We start from the raw sequence: 19020 nt of genomic DNA on the forward strand, positions 1-19020 counted from the left end.
CACAAGTGCATGACCCGGCTGTGACAGGCTGGTTCGTATCGTTCGCCCTGAATTCGGGAAAGGTAAATATCCGATGACTGAAAAACCCGTCGACCTGGAGTTCTCCCAAAAGTACGACCGCCAGCACGCAGAGCGTTACCTGCGCAAGCACCAGGCCGGACTCTCCCGGAAACTTTCTCACTGGCGCGATGTCCAAGTCGCCCGTCAGGCACTCAAGCTGGCGGGGCAGCCCAATCTGGTTCTCGACCTGCCGTGCGGTGCCGGACGCTTCTGGCCGATGCTGGCCGAAAAGGAGAACCGGGTGATCATCGGGGCGGACAATTCCCCGGACATGATCGCCGTGGCTTGCGCCGGTCAACCGAATGAGGTTGTAAAACGCGTCCGACCTTTGCAGACTTCCGCGTTTGCCATTGATCTGCCCGACAATGCCGTCGATAGCATCTTCTCGATGCGCCTGATGCACCATATCGGCGAAACTGACGATCGTTTGACGATGTTGCGCGAATTTCACCGCGTAACCCGCGATTCGGTGATCCTGTCGATGTGGGTCGATGGCAACTTCAAGTCCTGGAAACGTGCTCGCGCCGAGTCGAATCGCAAGAAACACGCCTACCAGAACCGCTTCGTGATTCCCGCCAAGACCATCGAGGCGGAGTTCCGCCAGGCTGGTTTCAAGGTCCAGGATCACATTGATTTCGTCCCGCTCGTACACATGTGGCGGGTCTACATTCTGCGTAAGGAGTGATGGATGGCCGTTGATCTGGCGTCGCTGCAGCAAATTTCCGGTGAGAACGCCATCGACCGTTGGCTCCAGGTGCCCGGCAAATGGGTCGAGGAACCCAACCGTCGGCGCGGCGGCGAAAGCGGCGTGCAGCGAGTCCTGACCTCCGACGGCCGGATGCTCTATCGCAAGCAGCAGATGGGCCACATCTACCGCGACCTGCTGCATCCCTTCGGCTACCCCACCGCCATCCGTGAGCGCAATGCGCTCAAGGCCGCCGAAGCCCTGGGCGTGCGAGTGCCGACCCTGGTCTACGCCGGCTGCCGCAAGGTGGACGGCGAGTGGCAGGCCCTGCTGGTCACCGAGTCCCTGGACGGTTTCAGCAGCCTGGAAGACTGCTACGCCCGTGGCGACCAGGAGCGTTGGGGCGAAGCCCTGCACCAAAGAATTCTGCAACATTACGGTAGTACCCTTGCAAAGCTTAACGCCGGCCGTTGGCAGCATGGCTGCCTCTACCTGAAGCACGTGTTCGTGAAGATGGATGGCGAGAAGATCGAAGTGGCCCTGATTGACATGGAAAAAGCCCGCCAGCGCTTCAGCGCTCAGCGTGCTGCCCGTCACGATCTTCGCCAGGTGAAACGCCGCTCGTCGTGGACAGAGGCGCAATGGCAGGCCTTTGTCTATGGTTACCAAGCGGCGTTTGGCAGCGCCATCAAAGGGTTGCAGACATGAAGTTAGAAATTACGCGAGGTTTGCTCCTCATCGGCGCGCTCGGGGTGGCGACCCTGGCGGCGGCGGCCTGGCATGAGCCTGGGCCTTCGGTCATTTCCGGAAAAGGCGGCCTGGACAGCTGCCCGATGCCGCCCAACCTGCGCGCCAAGCAACAGGACATCCGTCCGGATGACGACCTGCTGCTTTTCCTGTTCGGGATGTCGCAGAGCAAAGCACGCTGATTTCTGATTCCAACTCAAAACCCCGCCTAGGCGGGGTTTTTTGTGGGCGACGGGTTTAGACTGCCGGTTCAAGCCTGCAATGAGATGAGCATGAGCGACAGCGCATTTTCCCGGCGGATCGTGCAGAACCTGCTGGATACCGACTTCTACAAGCTGAGCATGATGCAGGCGGTGCTGCACAACTACCCCAACGCCGAAGTCGAGTGGGAGTTCCGCTGCCGTAACGAAGAGGACCTGCGCGCCTACCTCGACCCGCTGCGCGAGCAGATCGAGCAGCTGTCGGAGCTTTCCTTCGCACCGCTGGACCTCGCTTTCCTAGAGCGCATCCCGTTCTTCAAGCCTGATTTCATCCGCTTCCTCGGCCTGTTCCGCTTCAACCCCAGCTATGTGCAGCTGGGTGTGGAGAACGATGAGCTGTTCCTGCGCCTGAAAGGCCCCTGGCTGCACGTGATTCTCTTCGAGGTGCCGCTGCTGGCGATCATCAGCGAAGTGCGCAACCGCCACCGCCATCCGGGCACGACGCTGACGATGGTCCGCGAGCGCCTGCAGGAGAAGTTCGACTGGCTGCGCAAGGAGGCCAGCGCCGAAGAGCTGGCTGGCTTCAAGATGGCCGACTTCGGCACCCGCCGGCGCTTCTCCTATCCGGTACAGGAAGCGGTGGTACGCGACCTGCGCGATGGCTTCCCCGGCCACTTCGTCGGCACCAGCAACGTCCATCTGGCGCGCGAGTTGGGGGTGAAGCCGCTGGGCACCATGGCCCACGAGTGGCTGATGGCGCACCAGCAGCTCGGCCCGCGGCTGATCGACAGCCAGGCCGCCGCGCTGGACGCCTGGGTTCGCGAGTACCGCGGGCAGTTGGGCATCGCGCTGACCGATTGCATCACCATGGAAGCCTTCCTGGCGGACTTCGACCTGTACTTCGCCAAGCTCTTCGACGGCTTGCGCCACGACTCGGGCGATCCGCTGGAGTGGGCGGAAAAGGCCATCCGGCATTACGAGCACCTGGGCATCGATCCGCTGACCAAGACCCTGGTGTTCTCCGACGGGCTCAACCTGCCGCGTGCGCTGGAAATCTACCGGGCGCTGCGCGATCGCATCGACGTCAGTTTCGGCATTGGCACCCATTTCACCTGCGATGTGCCGGGCGTACAGCCGATGAACATCGTGCTGAAGATGACTGCCTGCAACGGCCACCCGGTGGCGAAGATCTCCGATGCGCCGGGCAAGACCCAGTGCAAGGACGAGAACTTCCTGCACTACCTCAAGCACGTCTTCAAAGTACCGGGGTAGCCGATTGCGCAGCGCGCCGGGACGCGCCACTCTTGCTCAAGCAGCCAACGCGACAGGCCCTCTGGCGCGACAGGTCCACTGAAGGGGAACAACGGATGTCAGCCACCAACGAACTCATCATCGGCGCCGGGCCCGACGGGCAGCCGGTCGGCCAGTCCTGGAAACTCGCCAACCGCCACGGCCTGATCGCCGGCGCCACCGGCACCGGCAAGACAGTGACGCTGCAGCACCTCGCCGAATCCTTCAGCGACGCCGGCATCGCGGTGTTCGCCGCTGACATCAAGGGTGACCTGTGCGGCATCGCCGCCGCGGGCAACCCACAGGGCAAGGTGGCCGAACGCATCGCCAGCATGCCCTGGTTGAACCACAAGACTCAGGCCTACCCGGTGAGCATCTGGGACGTGGCCGGGAAGACCGGTCATCCGCTGCGCACCACGCTGTCGGAGATGGGCCCGCTGCTGCTGGCCAACCTGCTTGAGCTGACCGAGAGCCAGCAGGCGGCGCTGTTCGCCGCGTTCAAGGTGGCCGACCGCGAAGGCCTGCTGTTGCTCGACCTGAAAGACCTCAAGGCGCTGCTTAACCACTTCAAGGAAAACCCGGACATCCTCGGCGAAGACCGTGCGTTGTTCACCGGCGCCTCGTCCCAGGCACTGCTGCGGCGCCTGGCGCTGCTGGAGCAGCAGGGCGCCGAGGACTTCTTCGGCGAGCCGGCGTTGCAGCTGGAAGACCTGCTGCGTCCCGAGGCCGACGGCCGTGGCCGCATCCACCTGCTGGACGCCAGCAAGCTGGTGCATGACGCCCCCAAGGTCTACGCCACCTTCCTGCTCTGGCTGCTGGCCGAACTGTTCGAGCAATTGCCCGAGCGCGGCGATGCGGACAAGCCCATCCTCGCGCTGTTCTTCGATGAGGCGCACCTGCTGTTCAACGGCACGCCCAAGGCCCTGCAGGATCGCCTGGAGCAGGTGGTGCGGCTGATCCGCTCCAAGGGCGTGGGTGTCTACTTCGTTACCCAGTCGCCCGGCGACTTGCCGGACGACGTGCTGGCGCAACTGGGCCTGCGCATCCAGCACGGCCTGCGCGCTTTCACCGCCAAGGAACAGAAATCCCTGCGCGCGGTGGCCGACGGCTTCCGGCCCAACCCGGCTTTCGACACCTTGAAGGTGCTCACCGAGCTGGGCATCGGCGAGGCGCTGGTCGGTACGCTGGAGGAGAAGGGCACGCCCGCGATGGTCCAGCGCGTGGCCGTAGCGCCTCCGCAGTCGCGCATCGGCCCGCTGACCGATGCCGAGCGCGCCGATGTCATCCGCCGTTCGCCGCTGGCCGGTCGCTACGACCAGCCGATCGACCGCGAGTCCGCCTACGAGAAGCTGACCGGCCGCGCCGACAACAAGATGGCACCGACCGAGCAGAAGGAAGAGAAGGGCAGCGGCACCGATTTCGGTGACATGGCCGGCGAGATTCTGGGTTCTCTGGCCAGCCAGGTCAGCAAGACAGTGGTGCGCCAGGCGGCGAACCAGATCGGCCGGCAACTGGTGCGCGGGTTGATGGGCGCGCTGCTGGGCGGTAGCAAGCGAAGATAAGATCGTAGGGCGGATAACGCGCCAGCGTTACCCGCCGTTGTGGCATCGGCGGATAACCCGTTCCGGGTTATGCGCCCTACGTCCCCCTGTTGGCGGTGGACTCTGTGCTCGCGAACAAAAAAGGCGCCGCAAGGCGCCTTTTCGTCTCCGCCGGAATCAGATGCGGAAGCTGTCCACCAGATGGCGCAGGCGGCCAGCCTGGTTCTCCAGGTCAGCGCAGGCGCGCAGGGTGGCCTGGAGGTTTTCCACGCCTTCCTGGTTCAGGGTGTTGATCTCGGTGATGTCCATGTTCAGCGAGTCGACCACGGCGGTCTGCTCCTCGGTCGCAGTGGCCACCGACTGGTTCATCGAGTCGATCTCGCCGATGCGGTGGGTGACGCTGGCCAGGCGCTCGCCGGCGCGGTTGGCGATTTCCACGCTTTCCAGGCTGTAGCGCTGGCTTTCGGTCATGGTGTCCACGGCTTCGCGGGCGCCGACCTGCAGTTCTTCGATCATCTTCTGGATCTGCTGCGCCGACTCCTGGGCGCGGTGTGCCAGGTTGCGCACCTCGTCCGCCACCACGGCGAAGCCACGGCCGGCTTCACCGGCGCGGGCGGCCTCGATGGCGGCGTTCAGGGCCAGCAGGTTGGTCTGCTCGGAGATGCCCTTGATCACCTCCAGAATCTGCCCGATGTTCACCGTGCGGCTGTTCAGCGCTTCGATGTTGGCGCAGGCGGAGCTGATCTTGTCCGACAGCAGGTTCATTGCGCTGATGGTCTGCTCGACCACCTGACGCCCGTCACCGGCCTGGTGCGAGGCGTCGGTGGCGTGGTGCGAGGCATCGGCGGCGTTGCGCGCGATTTCCTGGGCGGCGGCGCCCAACTGGTTGATCGCTGCGGCGACGCTGTTGGTGCGGTTGGATTGCTCGTCGGAGTTGCTCATGGACGAGTTGGAGGCATTCACCACCAGCTGCGAGACGTCGTGCAGCTGGCGTGCGGTGGAGGCCACTTCGCGGATCGATTCGTGGATACGTTCGACGAAGCGGTTGAAGGCATTGCCCAGCACGCCGAACTCGTCGTTGCTGGCGACCTTCAGGCGCTTGGTCAGGTCGCCTTCGCCCTGGGCGATGTCCTGCATGGCGCGGCCCATGGTGGTCAGCGGCTGCATCAACACGCGGATCAGCATGCCCAGCAGGAGCAGGATGGCGACGATGGCAATCGCGGCAGCGACGATGGCCGAGGCGCGGAACTTGCTCAGCATGGAGTAGGCGGCGTCCTTGTCGATGGACAGGCCGATGTACCAGTTCACCGACGGCAGTCCCTTCACCTGGGTGAAGCTGAGGATGCGTTCGTGGCCGTTGAGTTCGGCCTCGCTGAAGCCGCTGCCGATCTTCGGCGTGTTCTGCGGGTAGACGTCCGCCAGCGTCTTCATGATCTGGTTCTTGTCCGGGTGCACGAGGATCTTGCCGTCGCCGCTGACCAGGAAGGCGTAGCCCATACCACTGAAGTCCAGCGAGTTGATGATCTCCACCAGGGTCTGCAGGCCTAGGTCGCCGCCGACCACGCCCAGGGTCTTGCCGCCGGCGCGCGCGGGGGTGGCGACGGTCATGATCAGTTGCTGGGTGGCTGCGTCGATGTAGGGTTCGGTCAGCGTGGTGCCGCCGGCCGCGACGGCATCCTTGTACCAGGGGCGGGTGCGCGGGTCGTAACCGTCAGGCATGGCGCTGTTGGGGCGCATGCTGAAGGTGCCGTCTTCCTGGCCCAGGTAGGTGAAGTTGAAGGTCTTGCGCAGGGTGTCCTGCTCCAGCAGGCCGGTCAGGTGCTCGGGCGAGCTGTCGCGGGCGAGGGTCTGGGCTGTGCTTTCGATCAGCAGCAGGCGGCCGCTCAGCCAGTTCTGGATGTTGCTGGCGCTGACGTCGCCCATCTCCCGCAGGTAATCCTCGAGGTCCTCGCGGATCGCATTGCGCTGCAGGTAGTCGTTGTAGAGGGTGAAGAGGGCGAATGCCGAGAAAACAACAAGAGAGGCGGCCAGGAGGATCTTATGGCTGAATTTCAGGCTCTTGATCATGCTGCGTCGAGTCCGGAGGTAGTGGGATGCCTGAGCGGCGTTGGTCCGGGCGACAGATCCGGTGTCGCCGTAGAACGTCCGTCCCCGTGGTGTGAAACGGACGGCGCCGGCGCGGCGGATAACCGTGCGGGCTTGGCCGGAACTCCCTTGTGCCGGCGGTGACGACAGGCCCGGTTTGTTGGTTGGTATCAAAGGCCTTCACCCTTGATTTCGGCGTGCCCGGTGGAAGCTTGAGGGAGTCGGACGAACGGTAGGGGCGGCTCTGTGGCGGGTGTTTCATGGGTGATACAGGGTCGGCATTTACCTGTGGGAGCGGGCCATGCCCGCAATCGCGAGCATGGCTCGCTCCTACAGGTCGACGCGGAGCCGAAACCAGAGAACAGGGGATGCTCGCGAACAAAAAAAGGCGCCCGAAGGCGCCTTTTTTATTGGCTGCGGCGATCAGATGCGGAAGCTGTCCACCAGATGACGCAGGCGGCCGGCCTGGTTCTCCAGGTCGGCGCAGGCGCGCAGGGTGGCCTGCAGGTTCTCCACACCTTCCTGGTTCAGGGTGTTGATCTCGGTGATATCCATGTTCAGCGAGTCGACTACGGCGGTCTGTTCCTCGGTGGCGGTGGCGACCGACTGGTTCATCGAGTCGATCTCGCCGATGCGATGGGTCACGCTGGCCAGGCGCTCGCCCGCGCGGTTGGCGATCTCCACGCTCTCCAGGCTGTAGCGCTGGCTCTCGGTCATGGTGTCCACGGCTTCGCGGGCGCCGACCTGCAGCTCCTCGATCATCTTCTGGATTTCCTGCGCGGACTCCTGGGCGCGGTGGGCCAGGTTGCGCACTTCGTCCGCTACGACGGCGAAGCCACGGCCGGCTTCACCGGCGCGGGCGGCCTCGATGGCGGCGTTCAGGGCGAGCAGGTTGGTCTGCTCGGAGATGCCCTTGATCACTTCGAGGATCTGCCCGATGTTCACCGTGCGGCTGTTCAGCGCTTCGATGTTGGCGCAGGCGGAGCTGATCTTGTCGGACAGCAGGTTCATCGCGCTGATGGTCTGCTCGACCACCTGGCGACCGTCACCGGCCTGGTGCGAAGCGTCGGTAGCGTGGTGCGAGGCATCGGCGGCGTTGCGGGCGATTTCCTGGGCGGCGGCGCCCAGTTCGTTGATCGCCGCGGCCACGCTGTTGGTGCGGTTGGCCTGCTCGTCGGAGTTGCTCATCGAGGAGTTGGAGGCATTCACCACCAGCTGCGAGACGTCATGCAGGTTGCGTGCAGTGGAGGCCACTTCGCGGATCGATTCGTGGATACGTTCGACGAAGCGGTTGAAGGCGTTGGCCAGCACGCCGAATTCGTCGTTGCTGGCGACCTTCAGGCGCTTGGTCAGGTCGCCTTCGCCCTGGGCGATGTCCTGCATGGCGCGGCCCATGTCGGTCAGCGGCGCCATCAGCACGCGGATCAGCATGCCGAGCAGGAACAGGATGGCGACGATGGCGATGACAGTGGCGACGATGGCGGTGTTGCGGAAGTCGCTGAGCATCGCATAGGCAGAATCCTTGTTGAGCACCAGTGCGACGTACCAGGTCACGCCCGGCAGGCCTTTCACCGGCGTCATGGAGACCAGCTGATCCTCGCCGTTGATGCTGACTTCCTGCACGCCCGGCTGCACCTTGGGTGCGCCCTGCTGGTAGACCTCGCCCAGGCTCTTGAAGATCAGGCTGCTGTCCGGATGCAGGAGGATCTTGCCGGCATCGCTGACCAGGAAGGCATAGCCGTCGCCATCGAACTTCAGCGAGTTGATGATCGCGGTGATGGTTTCCAGCTTCATGTCGCCGGCGGCCACGCCGACCAGCTGGCCGTTGCGCATGACCGGCATGGACATGGCGAGAATCTGCTCGTTGGTGCCGGCATCGAGGAAGGGCTCGGTGACGATCAGCCGGCCAGCGGCCACGGCGTCCTTGTACCAGCCGCGGGTGCGCGGGTCGTAGCCGTCGGGCATCGGCGCATAGGGGCGCATGGTGAACACGCCGCTGGCGGCCTCACCGAGGTAGACCGATTCGAAGTTCTTCTGGAACACCTGCTGCTCCAGCACGTGCTGGATGCGTTCGGGCGTCGGCTCGTCGTCGGCCAGTTGCGCCGCTTCCGCTTCCACCAGTTGGATGCGACCTTCCAGCCAGCTGTGGATGTTGCTGGCGGTCAGGCTGCCGACCTCGGAGAGGTAGGATTCGGTGTCGGAGTGGATGGCCTCGCGCTGGCGCAGATCGTTGAAGAAGATGAAACAGGCGAAGGCGAAGGTGACCACGAGGGAGGCTGCCAGGAGGATCTTCCTGGAGAAGGACAGCGAACGAAGCATCGGTAAAGCATCCTGCTGTAAAACGGGTTTGAGCAGGTTGTATCGGCAGGGGCGTGATGATCTTTAGAAGAAATTCGAGGGCAGAAAAACAAGTTCCCGCGCAGGGCGCGGGAACTTATGAATAGGGTGATTCAGGAGTTACTGTTATTTCGCTTTTGCAACTTCAGTCTGGATGGTGGTCATGATCGCACCCAGGTCGGTACCGATCAGCGCGGCGCCGGTGATAACTACCACCGAGATCAGGCCCGCGATCACCGCATATTCAATCGCTGTCGCCCCTTCCTTGTCAGCCGCGAATGCCTTGGCCATGCAGAACAGTTTCAGGGACAGGTTTTTTATTTTCAGTTCCATCGCGGGTGCTCCCTCGAATACCACCGGGGCGGCGCCCCGACTTCATCGTCAGGCTAGGCGTCGTATGGCTGAATGCAATTGTTCAAATAGCGCTAATACCAAAGTTATAACCCTCTCGGCATATAAATAATTGCAGGTCGTAAATTTAACCGGCGTGGTTGACGCTCTAAACACAGCTACTAGATTCAGCCATGGCACAACTGAAAACTGATTATGAGGAATGGTTCTTATCGAACTTCCTCGCCTGGCCGAAACAACAATAAAGGTCTGAAGGACAAACTCCGGTGCTGCCGGTAACGGACTTCTTACGACAAGGCCGCGGACCCTCCGGTCCGCATTTCCGAGATCGCCCAAGGATGTGGTCATGAATAGCAAGGTGCTGATGGTATTCGCCGGGCTGTTGCTGGTGTGCGCCGGTGTGGTGGGGTATCTCGGACTCAAGGTCGGCAAACCGGCCGCGCCGGTTGCCGGCGTGGTGCAGGAGGTGGCGCCGGCGGCAATGGCCGAAGCCGACAAGCTGCAGCGCACCGCCGTGGTGGTGGCTGCCCGTGACTTGCCTCCCCTGGCGGTGATCGGCAAGGACGATGTCAGCGTGGAAATGCTGCGAACCGCTCCCGCCGGCAGCTTCCCCAAGCCCGAAGCCGTGATCGGCCAGCGCGTCTGGGTCGCCGTTCCAGCGGGCAATATCCTTACGTCCGCCGTGACCGAACCGGGCGGCCCTCTGGCTCGTACCATCCGGCCGGACGAGCGCGCCATGGCGATTGCCGTGGATGAGGTCATCGGTGGCGGCGGCTTCGTGCTCCCCGGCGATTACGTCGACGTCATGCTCTTCGTCCAGGACCAGCAGAGCACCGAGCGCAGCCTCAGCGCCCAGGTGGTGCTGCCCGGCGTTCGGGTGCTGACCTACGGCGAGCAGATCGCCGTTTCCACCGACGGCCAGGCGCGCAACGCCGGCGATCCCAAGGACAAGACACCCAAACCGCCGCGCACTGCCGTGCTGGCAGTGCCCGCCGAAGCTGCCTCGCGCCTGATGCTCGCCAGTCAGGCCGGCTCCCTGCGCCTGGCAGTGCGCAGCAAGGACGAGAACCTCTACGAGAAGGAGCAGCAGGGCCGCTATATCCAGGCCTCCCTCGGCTCCGCTTCCAGCCAGCCGATCACCCTCGAACAACTCATCGGCAAGCCGCGCCAGGCGCCGGCCCCCGCCGTGCGCCAGGTTTCCGCGCCGCATGTCGACGCCGGCGTGGTGGTCTACCGAGGCACCACCGTTACCCGTGAAGCACATTGAGCAAGGAGTGCATCGATGTCCAAGCGCTTCATCCTTCCCCTGGTTGCCCTGCTGGCCTGTGCCGTTCACTCCGCGGCGCAGGCCGTACCGAGCGCCTGCGCAGGCTTCGCCGACCAGCAACTGAATCTCGACGTCGAGCAGGGCGCCCAGCGTGACCAGCAACTGCCGGTGCCGATCAAGCGCCTGGCCATCGGCGATCCGAACATCGCCGACGTGCAGGTGCTGGACAAGCGCGACTTCCTCGTCACCGGCAAGGCCGAAGGCCTCACCAGCCTGCTGATCTGGACCGCCTGCAGCGACCAGCCGATGCGCACTGTGGTGCGCGTCGGTGCGCGCGCCGTAGGCGACGTGGCGGGTGCAACCGGCGTTGGCGCCGGCAGCCTGCCTAACCAGGTGCAGACCGATATCCGCTTTGTGGAAGTCAGTCGCAGCAAGCTCAAGCAGGCCAGTACCTCGCTGATTCGCCAGGGCTCCAACACCTTCGTGCTGGGCTCACCCGGTAGCCTGAGTGGCGTAACGGTCAACCCCCGAGGGATTCTGGACGGCGGGACCTTCGGCAGTGCCAATGGCGGCTTCAACATCATCTGGGGTGGCGGCAGCAGCAAGTGGCTGGGCTTCATCAATGCCCTGGAAGGCAGTGGCTTCGCCTACACCCTGGCGCGGCCCAGCCTGGTGGCCACCAGCGGGCAGACGGCATCGTTCCTGGCCGGCGGCGAGTTCCCGATCCCCGTGCCCAATGGCGACAAAGACACCATCACCATCGAGTACAAGGAGTTCGGCGTGCGTCTGACCCTGACCCCGACGGTGATGAACGACAAGCGCATCGCCCTGAAGGTCGCCCCGGAAGTCAGCGAGCTGGACTTCTCCAGCGGCATCCGCACCAACGACATCGCCGTGCCCGCGCTGACTGTGCGGCGCACCGATACCAGCGTGATGCTCGCCGACGGCGAGAGCTTCGTGATCAGCGGACTGATCAGCAGCAGCACCATCAGCAATATCGACAAGTTCCCCTTCCTCGGCAGCATCCCGGTGATCGGCGCGTTGTTCCGATCTTCGAACCTGGACAAGGACGACCGTGAACTGCTGATGATCGTCACCCCGCACCTGGTACAGCCGCTGGCCGTCAATGCCGCGCTGCCCAAGCTTCCTGGCGAAGGCCTGCGCGACTACGACCCGGGCTTTGGCGAGTTCTACTTCCTCGAGGACGGCCGCTTCGACAAGCGCAAGGCCAGCAGCGGGATGTCGCACTGATGGATACCTACGAAGCGTTGACCCGCCAGAGAGCGGGAGGCAAGGCAAAGCAAGGGAGCACGGGCATGAGTCAGACTTTCGTGGCGCTGGTCCAGCATCCCGGCGAGCAGGAGTGGCTGCAGAGCAGCCTGGCCGGCTGCGGGCAGGTCGTCCTGGCCAACAGCGGTACGCTGGAGGAGCTGCTGTCGCTGCTGGACGTCACCGGTGCGACGGTCCTGTTCACCAGCCTGAACAAGGCCAACCTGGTCTCCCAGGGCTCGCTGATCGAGGGGCTGGTCTCGGCGCGACCGCTGCTCTCGGTCGTCGCTGTCGGCGACGGTCTGGACAACCAACTGGTGCTGGCCGCCATGCGCGCAGGAGCCCGGGACTTCGTCACCTACGGCGCCCGTGCCAGCGAGCTGAGCGGACTGGTCCGTCGTCTAGGCGGGCGCCTGCCCACGGTGCCGGTGAGCGCCACCCAGCAGGGCGAGCTGATCAGCCTGATCAGCGCCAGGCCCGACGCCGATGGTGCCTTCGTCGCCCTGCACCTGGCCCTGGCGCTGCAACGCCAGGCGGACCATCGCGTGCTGCTGGTGGACATCGGCCAACCCACCGGCGAGGCGCTGGCGATCCTCGGAATGGAACCGTCATTCACCTTCGCTGATGCGCTGCGCAATCTGCGCCGCCTGGACCAGACCCTGATCGACAGTGCTTTTGCCCGCCATGAATCCGGCCTGCGCGTGCTCAGCCTGTCGGACGAACCCGGCGTGCTGGAGCGCATCACCACCGCCGAGCTCTACCTGCTGCTGGGCAACCTGCGCAGTGCCTTCAGCCATATCCTGATCAACCTCACCGGCGTTGCCGAAGGTGAACTCAGCGGCCAGCTGCTGATGCAGGCCAACCGCGTGCTGTGGCTCGTGGACCAGAGCGTGCCATCGTGCAAGAAAGGACTGGAGCGCCTGCGCCGCCTGCGCGAACGCACGCCTGCGCTGCCGCGTATCGAGCTGCTGATCGAGCGTTACTGGGCCTCGGTGCCACCGGATGCACCGGCGCTGGGCAAGATGTTTGGCCTGGAACTCTTCGGCGTGCTGCCGGCCTCGCCCGAAGCCCGCCTGCGTGCCAAGAACGTCGGCCAGAGCCTGTTCGACCTGGCTCCGCGCGACCCGCTGACGGTGAAGCTGCGCGACCTGGCGGAGGCGCTGGGCGCCGGCGTGGCCGAGAAGCGCGGATTGTTCAGCTGGATCGGCCGGGCGAAGGCCGCGCGCTCATGAGCCAGCACTACGGCGGTGGTCACGGCCGCCACGACCAGGACCTGCAGACGCTGAAGATGCGCCTGCACCGCTACATCATCGACGAGATCGACGAAGACGGTATGAACCTGCTGGAGGGCGCGCGGCCGGCGGTGGCGCAGTACGTCTCCGAGAAGGTCTGCGAGTACGCCTCGCGCCGCCAGCTGGCGATCTCCCGCTACGAGCTGGACCGCCTTGCCGAGGAGGTGGTGGACGAACTGACCGGCTTCGGTCCGCTGGAAATCCTCCTGCGCGATCCGGGCATCTCGGAAATCCTGGTCAACGGCCCGGACCGGGTGTTCATCGAGCACGAAGGCCGGCTGTACCAGAGCGACCTGCGCTTCATCGATGACCACCATGTGCAGCGGGTGATCCAGCGCATCCTCGCGCCCCTGGGGCGGCGCCTGGACGAGTCTAGCCCGATGGTGGACGCGCGCCTGCCCGATGGCAGCCGGGTCAACGCGATCATCCCGCCGGTGGCGCTGGACGGGCCCTGCCTGTCGATCCGCAAATTCAGCAAGGAGCTGCTCAAGAGTGCCGACCTGCTGGCCTACCAGAGCGTTGACGAAGCGATGCTGGCGTTCCTCCGCCAGGCGGTGGCGAGCCGCTGCAACATCCTCATCAGCGGCGGCACCGGCACTGGCAAGACCACGCTGCTCAACGTCATGAGCAGCTTCATCGACGAGCGCGAGCGCATCGTCACCATCGAGGATACCGCCGAGCTGCAACTGGGCCACGACCATGTGGTACGGCTGGAGACCCGTCCGCCGAATGCCGAAGGCTTCGGCGAAGTGACTGCCCGCGACCTGATCCGCAACGCCCTGCGGATGCGCCCGGACCGCATCATCCTCGGCGAGATCCGCGGCGTCGAAGTGCTCGACGTACTGCAGGCGATGAATACCGGTCACGATGGCTCAATGAGCACCGTGCACGCCAACTCCGCCATGGATTCGCTGCTGCGCCTGGAGATGCTGGTGGGGCTCACCGGGCAGCGCGTGCCGGAGCAGACCTTGCGGCAGATGCTCTGCTCGGCGCTGGACATCATCGTGCAGATTACCCGCCTGTCCAACGGCCGCCGCTGCGTCAGCGAAATCCTCGAAGTGCTGGAGGTACGTGACGGTGTCTACGTCACCAACTCGCTGTTCAGCCTCGACCGACGTGGCACCGGGCAATTCGTCCGCACGGCCCAGCCGGGCGGCATCAAGTTCCGCCAGGTGCTGCTGTGAGCGGCGCACTCTGGCTGGTCGTGGCCAGCCTGGCGCTGGCGGCGCTGGGCATGGGGCTGGCGGGCATGAGCTGGCGTGCGCGGCACCATGAGCTGGTGATGCGCCGCCTGAGCGGAGAGACTGTGGTTGCCGGAGGAGGGCGTGCCCGCAGCAGCCACTGGCTGGCGCGGCGCATGCGGCGTGCCGGCATCACCGACATGCGCGGCTGGGTACTGGGGGCCGTGGTGGTTTGCATTGTGCTGGGGCTGTTCGGGCAGCGCCTGGCCGGTCCGGTGGGGGCGCTTTGCGGCGTCGGGGTCGGCGTGCTCGGCTTCCATGCACTGCTCAATCTGCTGTACCGGCGTCGCCTGCAGAAAATGATCCGGCAGATGCCCAACTTCCTCGACCAGGTGGTACGCAGCCTGCACTCGGGGCGAACCCTGGGCGATGCCATCACCCAGGCGGTGAACGCGGCCGACGACCCGCTGCGGGAAATCTTCTCGCTGGTGAACAACCATGTGTTGCTGGGCATCAGTCTGCCAGAGGCACTGCAGGAGGTGGCAGAGCTCTACGACGTGGAAGAGCTGCACGTGCTCTCCCTCGGCGTGGCGGTGAACCACCGTTACGGCGGCAATACCACCGACCTGCTGGAAAACATCATCAAGGTCATCCACGAGCGGGAGAAACTCGGCCGCCAGCTGCGCGCCATGACCGGTGAAACCCGCATGAGCGCCCTGGTGCTGGCGCTGCTGCCGGTGAGCCTGGGCGGCTACATCCTGTTCAGCAATCCGGGCTACCTGATGAACATGTGGCACGACCACGGCGGCCGCCTGATGTTGCTGACTTCCCTGGGGTTGCAGGTGCTGGGGTGCTACACGCTCTGGCGCATGCTCAAGAGCATCTGAGGAGGCCGGCATGCCCCTGATGTACGGATTGATGGCGGTGATCCTGGCCCTGGCGGCGATCCTCCTGCTGCTCTCGCAGAGCCGCACGGCCGGTCGTGAACAGCGCCTGATCGAGCAGCGCCTGGGGGGCGATGCAACGCCGCACGGCGCGGGCCAGCGCATGGCGCGGGCGTTCGATCGGATGAGCGAGAGTGGCCTGGGTCGGCGCCTGCAGCTGCGCGATGAGGAAGTCCGGCTGCTGCTCAACCAGGCCGGCTGGTCCGGCAGTACGCCGCGGCGCATCTACCTGATGTCGATATTCCTGGTTCCCTTGCTGTTCGTGGCCATCGTACTGGTGGTCCTGGCCACGCCGGGGCACGCCCATACCTCGCCGCTGCTGCCATTGTCCTTCGCTGCCGGGATCGGTTTCCTGCTGCCCAAGCGGGTGCTGGCCTACTTCGCCGGCAAGCGCCGTCAGCGTCTGGCGGACGAGGTGATCCTGTTCATCCAGCTGATCCGCATCCTTTTCGACTCCGGTCTCACGGTGGAGCAGAGCCTGAGGGTCGTCAGCCGGGAAGGGCGGAGCATCGTGCCGGTGCTGGTCGAAGAGCTCGACGGTGTGCTGGCGCATGCCGAAAGCGGCCTGGACCTGGCGGATGAGCTGGAGCTGCTTAGCAAGCGCCTGGCGGTGGGGGAACTGAGCGACTGCTGCAACGTGCTGCGCCAGATGCTGCGCCAGGGCGGCAGTGCTCGCGGGTCGCTGCTGACGCTCAAGCAATTGTTCGAGGATCGCCGCCTGACCGGCCTGCAGGAAAAGGTCAGCAAGATGTCGGCGAAGATGAGCCTGGTGATGATGACGCTGCTGTTTCCGGCGCTGCTGATCATCCTCGCCGGGCCCGGCTTCCTCGCGATCACCAAGGCCCTGGGGAGAATGGGATGAGAAACGCGTGCTTGATCGGCCTGCTGGGCCTGACCCTTGGCGGTTGCGCCAACTTCGACAGCCTGGGGGGCGGGCCGAGCGTCGGGCAGAACTGCGACGAGAAGCTCGGCCAGGCGGTGGAGCTGCAGCTCAACCTGGCCCGCGAGATGCTGGACAACGGCCGCGCCCACGCCGCCCTGGCCAACCTGGAAACCCTGCCGCCGAACTCGCTGGAAGTGCGCGAAAGCAAGGCGCTGGCCCTGCGCCGTATCGGTGATCCCAAGGCGCGCATCGTCTACGAAGGGCTACTGGGCACTTGCAAGTCCGCCGAGGCCCATCATGGCCTGGGCCAGATCGCCATGCGCGGCGGCAATACCGTGGAAGCCGAGCGCGAGCTGCGTGAAGCGGCGCGCCTGCAGCCCACCGACAGCGCGCTGCGCAACGACCTGGGTTACGTCCTGCTGCGGCGCGGTGAGCTGGAGAAGGCGCGCTTCGAGTTCATCACCGCCATGGAACTGAACGAACACGACAAGCTGCCGGCCACCAACCTGCTCAGCGTCATGTTCATCCAGGGTGAGAACAGCGAGGCCAGCCGGTTGATCCAGAGCGTAGGGTTGTCCGCCGATCAGGTCCGCGCGGCCCAGGACCAGGCGAAGGACCTGCGCCCGGCAAGCCCCGCCAGCCCGGCCAGCCAGCCGGCGGTGCAGGCCGAAAGCGTGAGTTACGTGGACGATGCGGTGGAAGACGCGCACCCCGCGCTGGTCGAGTCGACTCCGGCGGTGGCGCGGGACGCCAAGCTGCTGGTCAAGGCCCGCTGAGGTGGGCAGGGAGGGAAGGATGAAGACATGGATTCTGGCCGGCGCACTGCTGGCGACGCCGATGCTGGCCCAGGCGGTGGAGACCACCCACACCGAAGCCGGCACCACCGCTCGTGACCAGCAGGAAGTGCTGACCTGGCTGGACCTGCAGAGCAGCGGCAAGGCCGCCTCGGCCCACCGGCAGAGCGCCACACCGGCCGAGCGCGATCGCGCCTACCAGCGCTACCTGAAGAGCTATACCCACGAGATTCCCGAGTACCTGCTCGACGACAACAACGGCTTCAGCACCGACAAGAACTGATCCCTTCCGGAGGCTGCCATGGGACGTGAAAGGCAGCGAGGCGCAATCGGCGTCATGGCGGCGGGAACGCTGCTGCTGGCGCTGATCTGCCTGGCCCTGGTGATCGACACCGGGCGCCTGTACTTCGAACAACGCAAGCTGCAGCGTGTGGCGGACATGGCGGCACTGGAAGCCGCCACCCAGGGCGGTATGTGCGGCTCGCAGCTGGCCGCCGACATTCAGGGCTATGTCACCGCCAGCGCGGCGAAGAACGGCTTCGTGCCCGGCACCGGCGACACCCTGGTGGGGACGCTGGGCAGTGTCAGCTTTTCTGCCGGTTACGGCAGTGCCGATTCCCAGCGGGTTTTCAGCGCTGGCGGCAACCTGGCGGATTCCGTTCGCGTGCAGGCTACCCACAGCGTTCCCTCCAGCCTGGTGCTCAACGTCGCCAGTCTGTTCAGCGGTGCCTCGAGCACTACGGTGATCAGTGCCCAGGCCGTGGCACGGCGTTCGGCGATGGCGGGAATCTCCGCGGGTAGCGGTGTGCTGAGCCTGGATTCGAGCAACTCGCCGTTGCTCAATGCCCTGCTCGGCGGGCTGCTGGGCACCAACCTCAACCTGGACGTGGTGACCTACCAGGGGATCGCCGGGGCCAACGTCTCGCTGCTTGCCCTGAGCCAGCAACTCAAGGCCGCTGGGGTGAACCTCGAACTGGGCAAGATCGACAGCCTGCTGGGCGCCAACGTCACCGCTGCGCAGTTGCTCCAGGCCATGGTCAACGCGGCGGACTCCTCACAACTGGCCGGGGTGAATACGGCGCTGCTGCGTACGGCACTGGCCACCATCAACGTGCCGACGGCGCAGCTGACGCTGGGGCAGATTCTCAGCGTGGTGGCGCCGGACAGTGTGCGCGATACGGCATTGAATGCGGGAGTGAATCTGTTCGACCTGCTGATGGCGACGGCGTTGGTAGCGAACCAGAAGCATGCGGTGGCAGTGCCTGCGCAGAAACTCTCCATTCCGGGCCTTGCCACCCAGACGCTCAGTCTGTCGGTTATCTCGCCGCCACAGATCGCCATCGGCTATCCCGGCAAGAACAGCAACGGCACCTGGCGGACGCAGGCCACGTCGACTCAGATAAGCCTCACGGCTGCGGTGCATGTCGATCTGCTGAATCTGAATCTGGTGACGACCGACGTGGCGTTGCAAGTCGACGTCGCCAAGGGTACTGCGGCGCTGGAGAGCATCAATTGTGGTGGGGTAGGGAAGCCGGTGGAGGTCGATATCCAGGCCAAGCCTGGGATCGCCAATCTGACCTTGAACGCCAGCGTCGGGTTATTCCCCGGTGCGAATGACAAGCTCAAGCTGGTCGACCTGAGCAACGGCAATCAGGCAACTTCGTTCGCTGCCGGGGGAGAACAGCAGATTGTGTTTGACGTGGCATCGCCTGCCGAGCTGCCCAGTGCCGCCAAGCGCGTGCAGAGCCCGCTGGGTGCGTCGCTGGCCGCCGGTACGGCGAATCTGGCGAAGAATCTCAAGGTCACTGTCACCCTGCCCCCCAGCCTGACTTGCGACCTTCCGCTGGTGGGGTGGCTGCTATGCCCGCTGGGGCAGTTGGTCAACAGTGTCTCGAGCACTCTGATCAATTCCGCGCTGGGGATCGGTAACTTGCTGACAGGTGCCTTGGCGAGTGTCGTGAATCTGCTGGCGACCGCGCTGATAGACCCGCTGCTCAAGCTCCTGGGCATCCAGACCGGCATCCTCGACGTGCGCCTCATCGACCTCCAGACCGGCGGCGCGGAGCTGCTGATCTGAAGGCCGGTGGAGGTGGC

The 19020-nt window shown here is 64.9% G+C and carries 17 protein-coding genes and 1 pseudogene; 14 read left to right on the forward strand and 4 right to left on the reverse strand.

Features of this window, described 5'->3' with window-relative positions; translation table 11 throughout:
• The first annotated feature begins 73 nt into the window (after nt 1–73).
• From IB261_RS05985 to IB261_RS06005, 5 genes are all read left to right on the forward strand, one after another.
• Nucleotides 74–745, forward strand: a complete 672-nt coding sequence (locus tag IB261_RS05985; RefSeq protein WP_192289925.1) for a class I SAM-dependent methyltransferase — start codon at nt 74–76, stop codon at nt 743–745.
• A 3-nt stretch (nt 746–748) separates the two neighbouring features.
• Nucleotides 749–1453, forward strand: a complete 705-nt coding sequence (locus IB261_RS05990; protein WP_081517517.1) for a lipopolysaccharide kinase InaA family protein — start codon at nt 749–751, stop codon at nt 1451–1453.
• A complete protein-coding gene (locus IB261_RS05995; protein WP_081517518.1) occupies nt 1450–1674 on the forward strand; it encodes a hypothetical protein in 225 nt (74 codons plus the stop codon). The genes IB261_RS05990 and IB261_RS05995 overlap by 4 nt, the downstream gene beginning before the upstream one ends.
• Nucleotides 1675–1764: 90 nt before the next feature.
• On the forward strand, nt 1765–2964 hold the full coding sequence (gene pncB / locus IB261_RS06000; protein WP_192209908.1) for a nicotinate phosphoribosyltransferase: 1200 nt from the start codon (nt 1765–1767) through the stop codon (nt 2962–2964).
• A gap of 95 nt (nt 2965–3059) precedes the next feature.
• A complete protein-coding gene (locus IB261_RS06005) occupies nt 3060–4544 on the forward strand; it encodes a helicase HerA-like domain-containing protein (RefSeq protein ID WP_192381647.1) in 1485 nt (494 codons plus the stop codon).
• Between the two features lie 156 nt (nt 4545–4700).
• Here IB261_RS06005 and IB261_RS06010 read toward each other — a convergent pair whose 3' ends face one another.
• The 4 genes and pseudogenes from IB261_RS06010 to IB261_RS06025 all read right to left on the reverse strand — a co-directional run bounded on the left by IB261_RS06010 (nt 4701) and on the right by IB261_RS06025 (nt 9266).
• Nucleotides 4701–6590: a methyl-accepting chemotaxis protein gene (locus IB261_RS06010; RefSeq protein WP_192381648.1), complete on the reverse strand. Its 1890-nt coding sequence runs from the start codon at nt 6588–6590 to the stop codon at nt 4701–4703.
• A 441-nt stretch (nt 6591–7031) separates the two neighbouring features.
• Complete coding sequence (locus IB261_RS06015; RefSeq protein WP_371318965.1) at nt 7032–7796, reverse strand: methyl-accepting chemotaxis protein; 765 nt, start codon at nt 7794–7796, stop codon at nt 7032–7034.
• Nucleotides 7797–7934: 138 nt separating this feature from the next.
• Nucleotides 7935–8927: pseudogene (locus IB261_RS06020) on the reverse strand (cache domain-containing protein); the annotation flags it as partial.
• Between the two features lie 144 nt (nt 8928–9071).
• Nucleotides 9072–9266 (reverse strand): Flp family type IVb pilin, encoded by a 195-nt coding sequence (locus IB261_RS06025; protein WP_138212932.1) that lies wholly within the window; start codon nt 9264–9266, stop codon nt 9072–9074.
• A 376-nt stretch (nt 9267–9642) separates the two neighbouring features.
• Here IB261_RS06025 and cpaB point away from each other — a divergent pair, with 376 nt between their 5' ends.
• The 9 genes from cpaB to IB261_RS06070 all read left to right on the forward strand — a co-directional run bounded on the left by cpaB (nt 9643) and on the right by IB261_RS06070 (nt 19003).
• Nucleotides 9643–10563 carry a Flp pilus assembly protein CpaB gene (cpaB, locus tag IB261_RS06030; protein WP_192381650.1) on the forward strand — a complete coding sequence of 307 codons (921 nt, stop codon included), beginning with the start codon at nt 9643–9645 and terminating at the stop codon, nt 10561–10563.
• Nucleotides 10564–10578: 15 nt separating this feature from the next.
• Nucleotides 10579–11814 (forward strand): type II and III secretion system protein family protein, encoded by a 1236-nt coding sequence (locus IB261_RS06035; protein WP_081517524.1) that lies wholly within the window; start codon nt 10579–10581, stop codon nt 11812–11814.
• Between the two features lie 65 nt (nt 11815–11879).
• On the forward strand, nt 11880–13064 hold the full coding sequence (tadZ, locus tag IB261_RS06040; RefSeq protein WP_045209663.1) for a type 4b pilus Flp biogenesis protein TadZ: 1185 nt from the start codon (nt 11880–11882) through the stop codon (nt 13062–13064).
• Nucleotides 13061–14308: a type 4b pilus Flp biogenesis ATPase TadA gene (tadA, locus tag IB261_RS06045; protein WP_081517525.1), complete on the forward strand. Its 1248-nt coding sequence runs from the start codon at nt 13061–13063 to the stop codon at nt 14306–14308. The genes tadZ and tadA overlap by 4 nt, the downstream gene beginning before the upstream one ends.
• Nucleotides 14305–15192 (forward strand): type II secretion system F family protein, encoded by an 888-nt coding sequence (locus IB261_RS06050; RefSeq protein ID WP_081517526.1) that lies wholly within the window; start codon nt 14305–14307, stop codon nt 15190–15192. The genes tadA and IB261_RS06050 overlap by 4 nt, the downstream gene beginning before the upstream one ends.
• A 10-nt stretch (nt 15193–15202) precedes the next feature.
• Entirely contained in the window at nt 15203–16111 is a 909-nt protein-coding gene (locus IB261_RS06055) for a type II secretion system F family protein (protein ID WP_081517527.1), read from the forward strand.
• On the forward strand, nt 16108–16908 hold the full coding sequence (locus IB261_RS06060; RefSeq protein WP_168190493.1) for a tetratricopeptide repeat protein: 801 nt from the start codon (nt 16108–16110) through the stop codon (nt 16906–16908). The genes IB261_RS06055 and IB261_RS06060 overlap by 4 nt, the downstream gene beginning before the upstream one ends.
• 19 nt (nt 16909–16927) lie before the next feature.
• Nucleotides 16928–17209: a DUF3613 domain-containing protein gene (locus tag IB261_RS06065; RefSeq protein WP_081517529.1), complete on the forward strand. Its 282-nt coding sequence runs from the start codon at nt 16928–16930 to the stop codon at nt 17207–17209.
• Between the two features lie 18 nt (nt 17210–17227).
• Complete coding sequence (locus IB261_RS06070; protein WP_192381651.1) at nt 17228–19003, forward strand: pilus assembly protein TadG-related protein; 1776 nt, start codon at nt 17228–17230, stop codon at nt 19001–19003.
• The last annotated feature ends 17 nt before the right edge of the window (nt 19004–19020 follow it).

It is taken from the genome of Pseudomonas sp. PDM20 (assembly GCF_014852575.3).
GTDB lineage: Bacteria > Pseudomonadota > Gammaproteobacteria > Pseudomonadales > Pseudomonadaceae > Pseudomonas.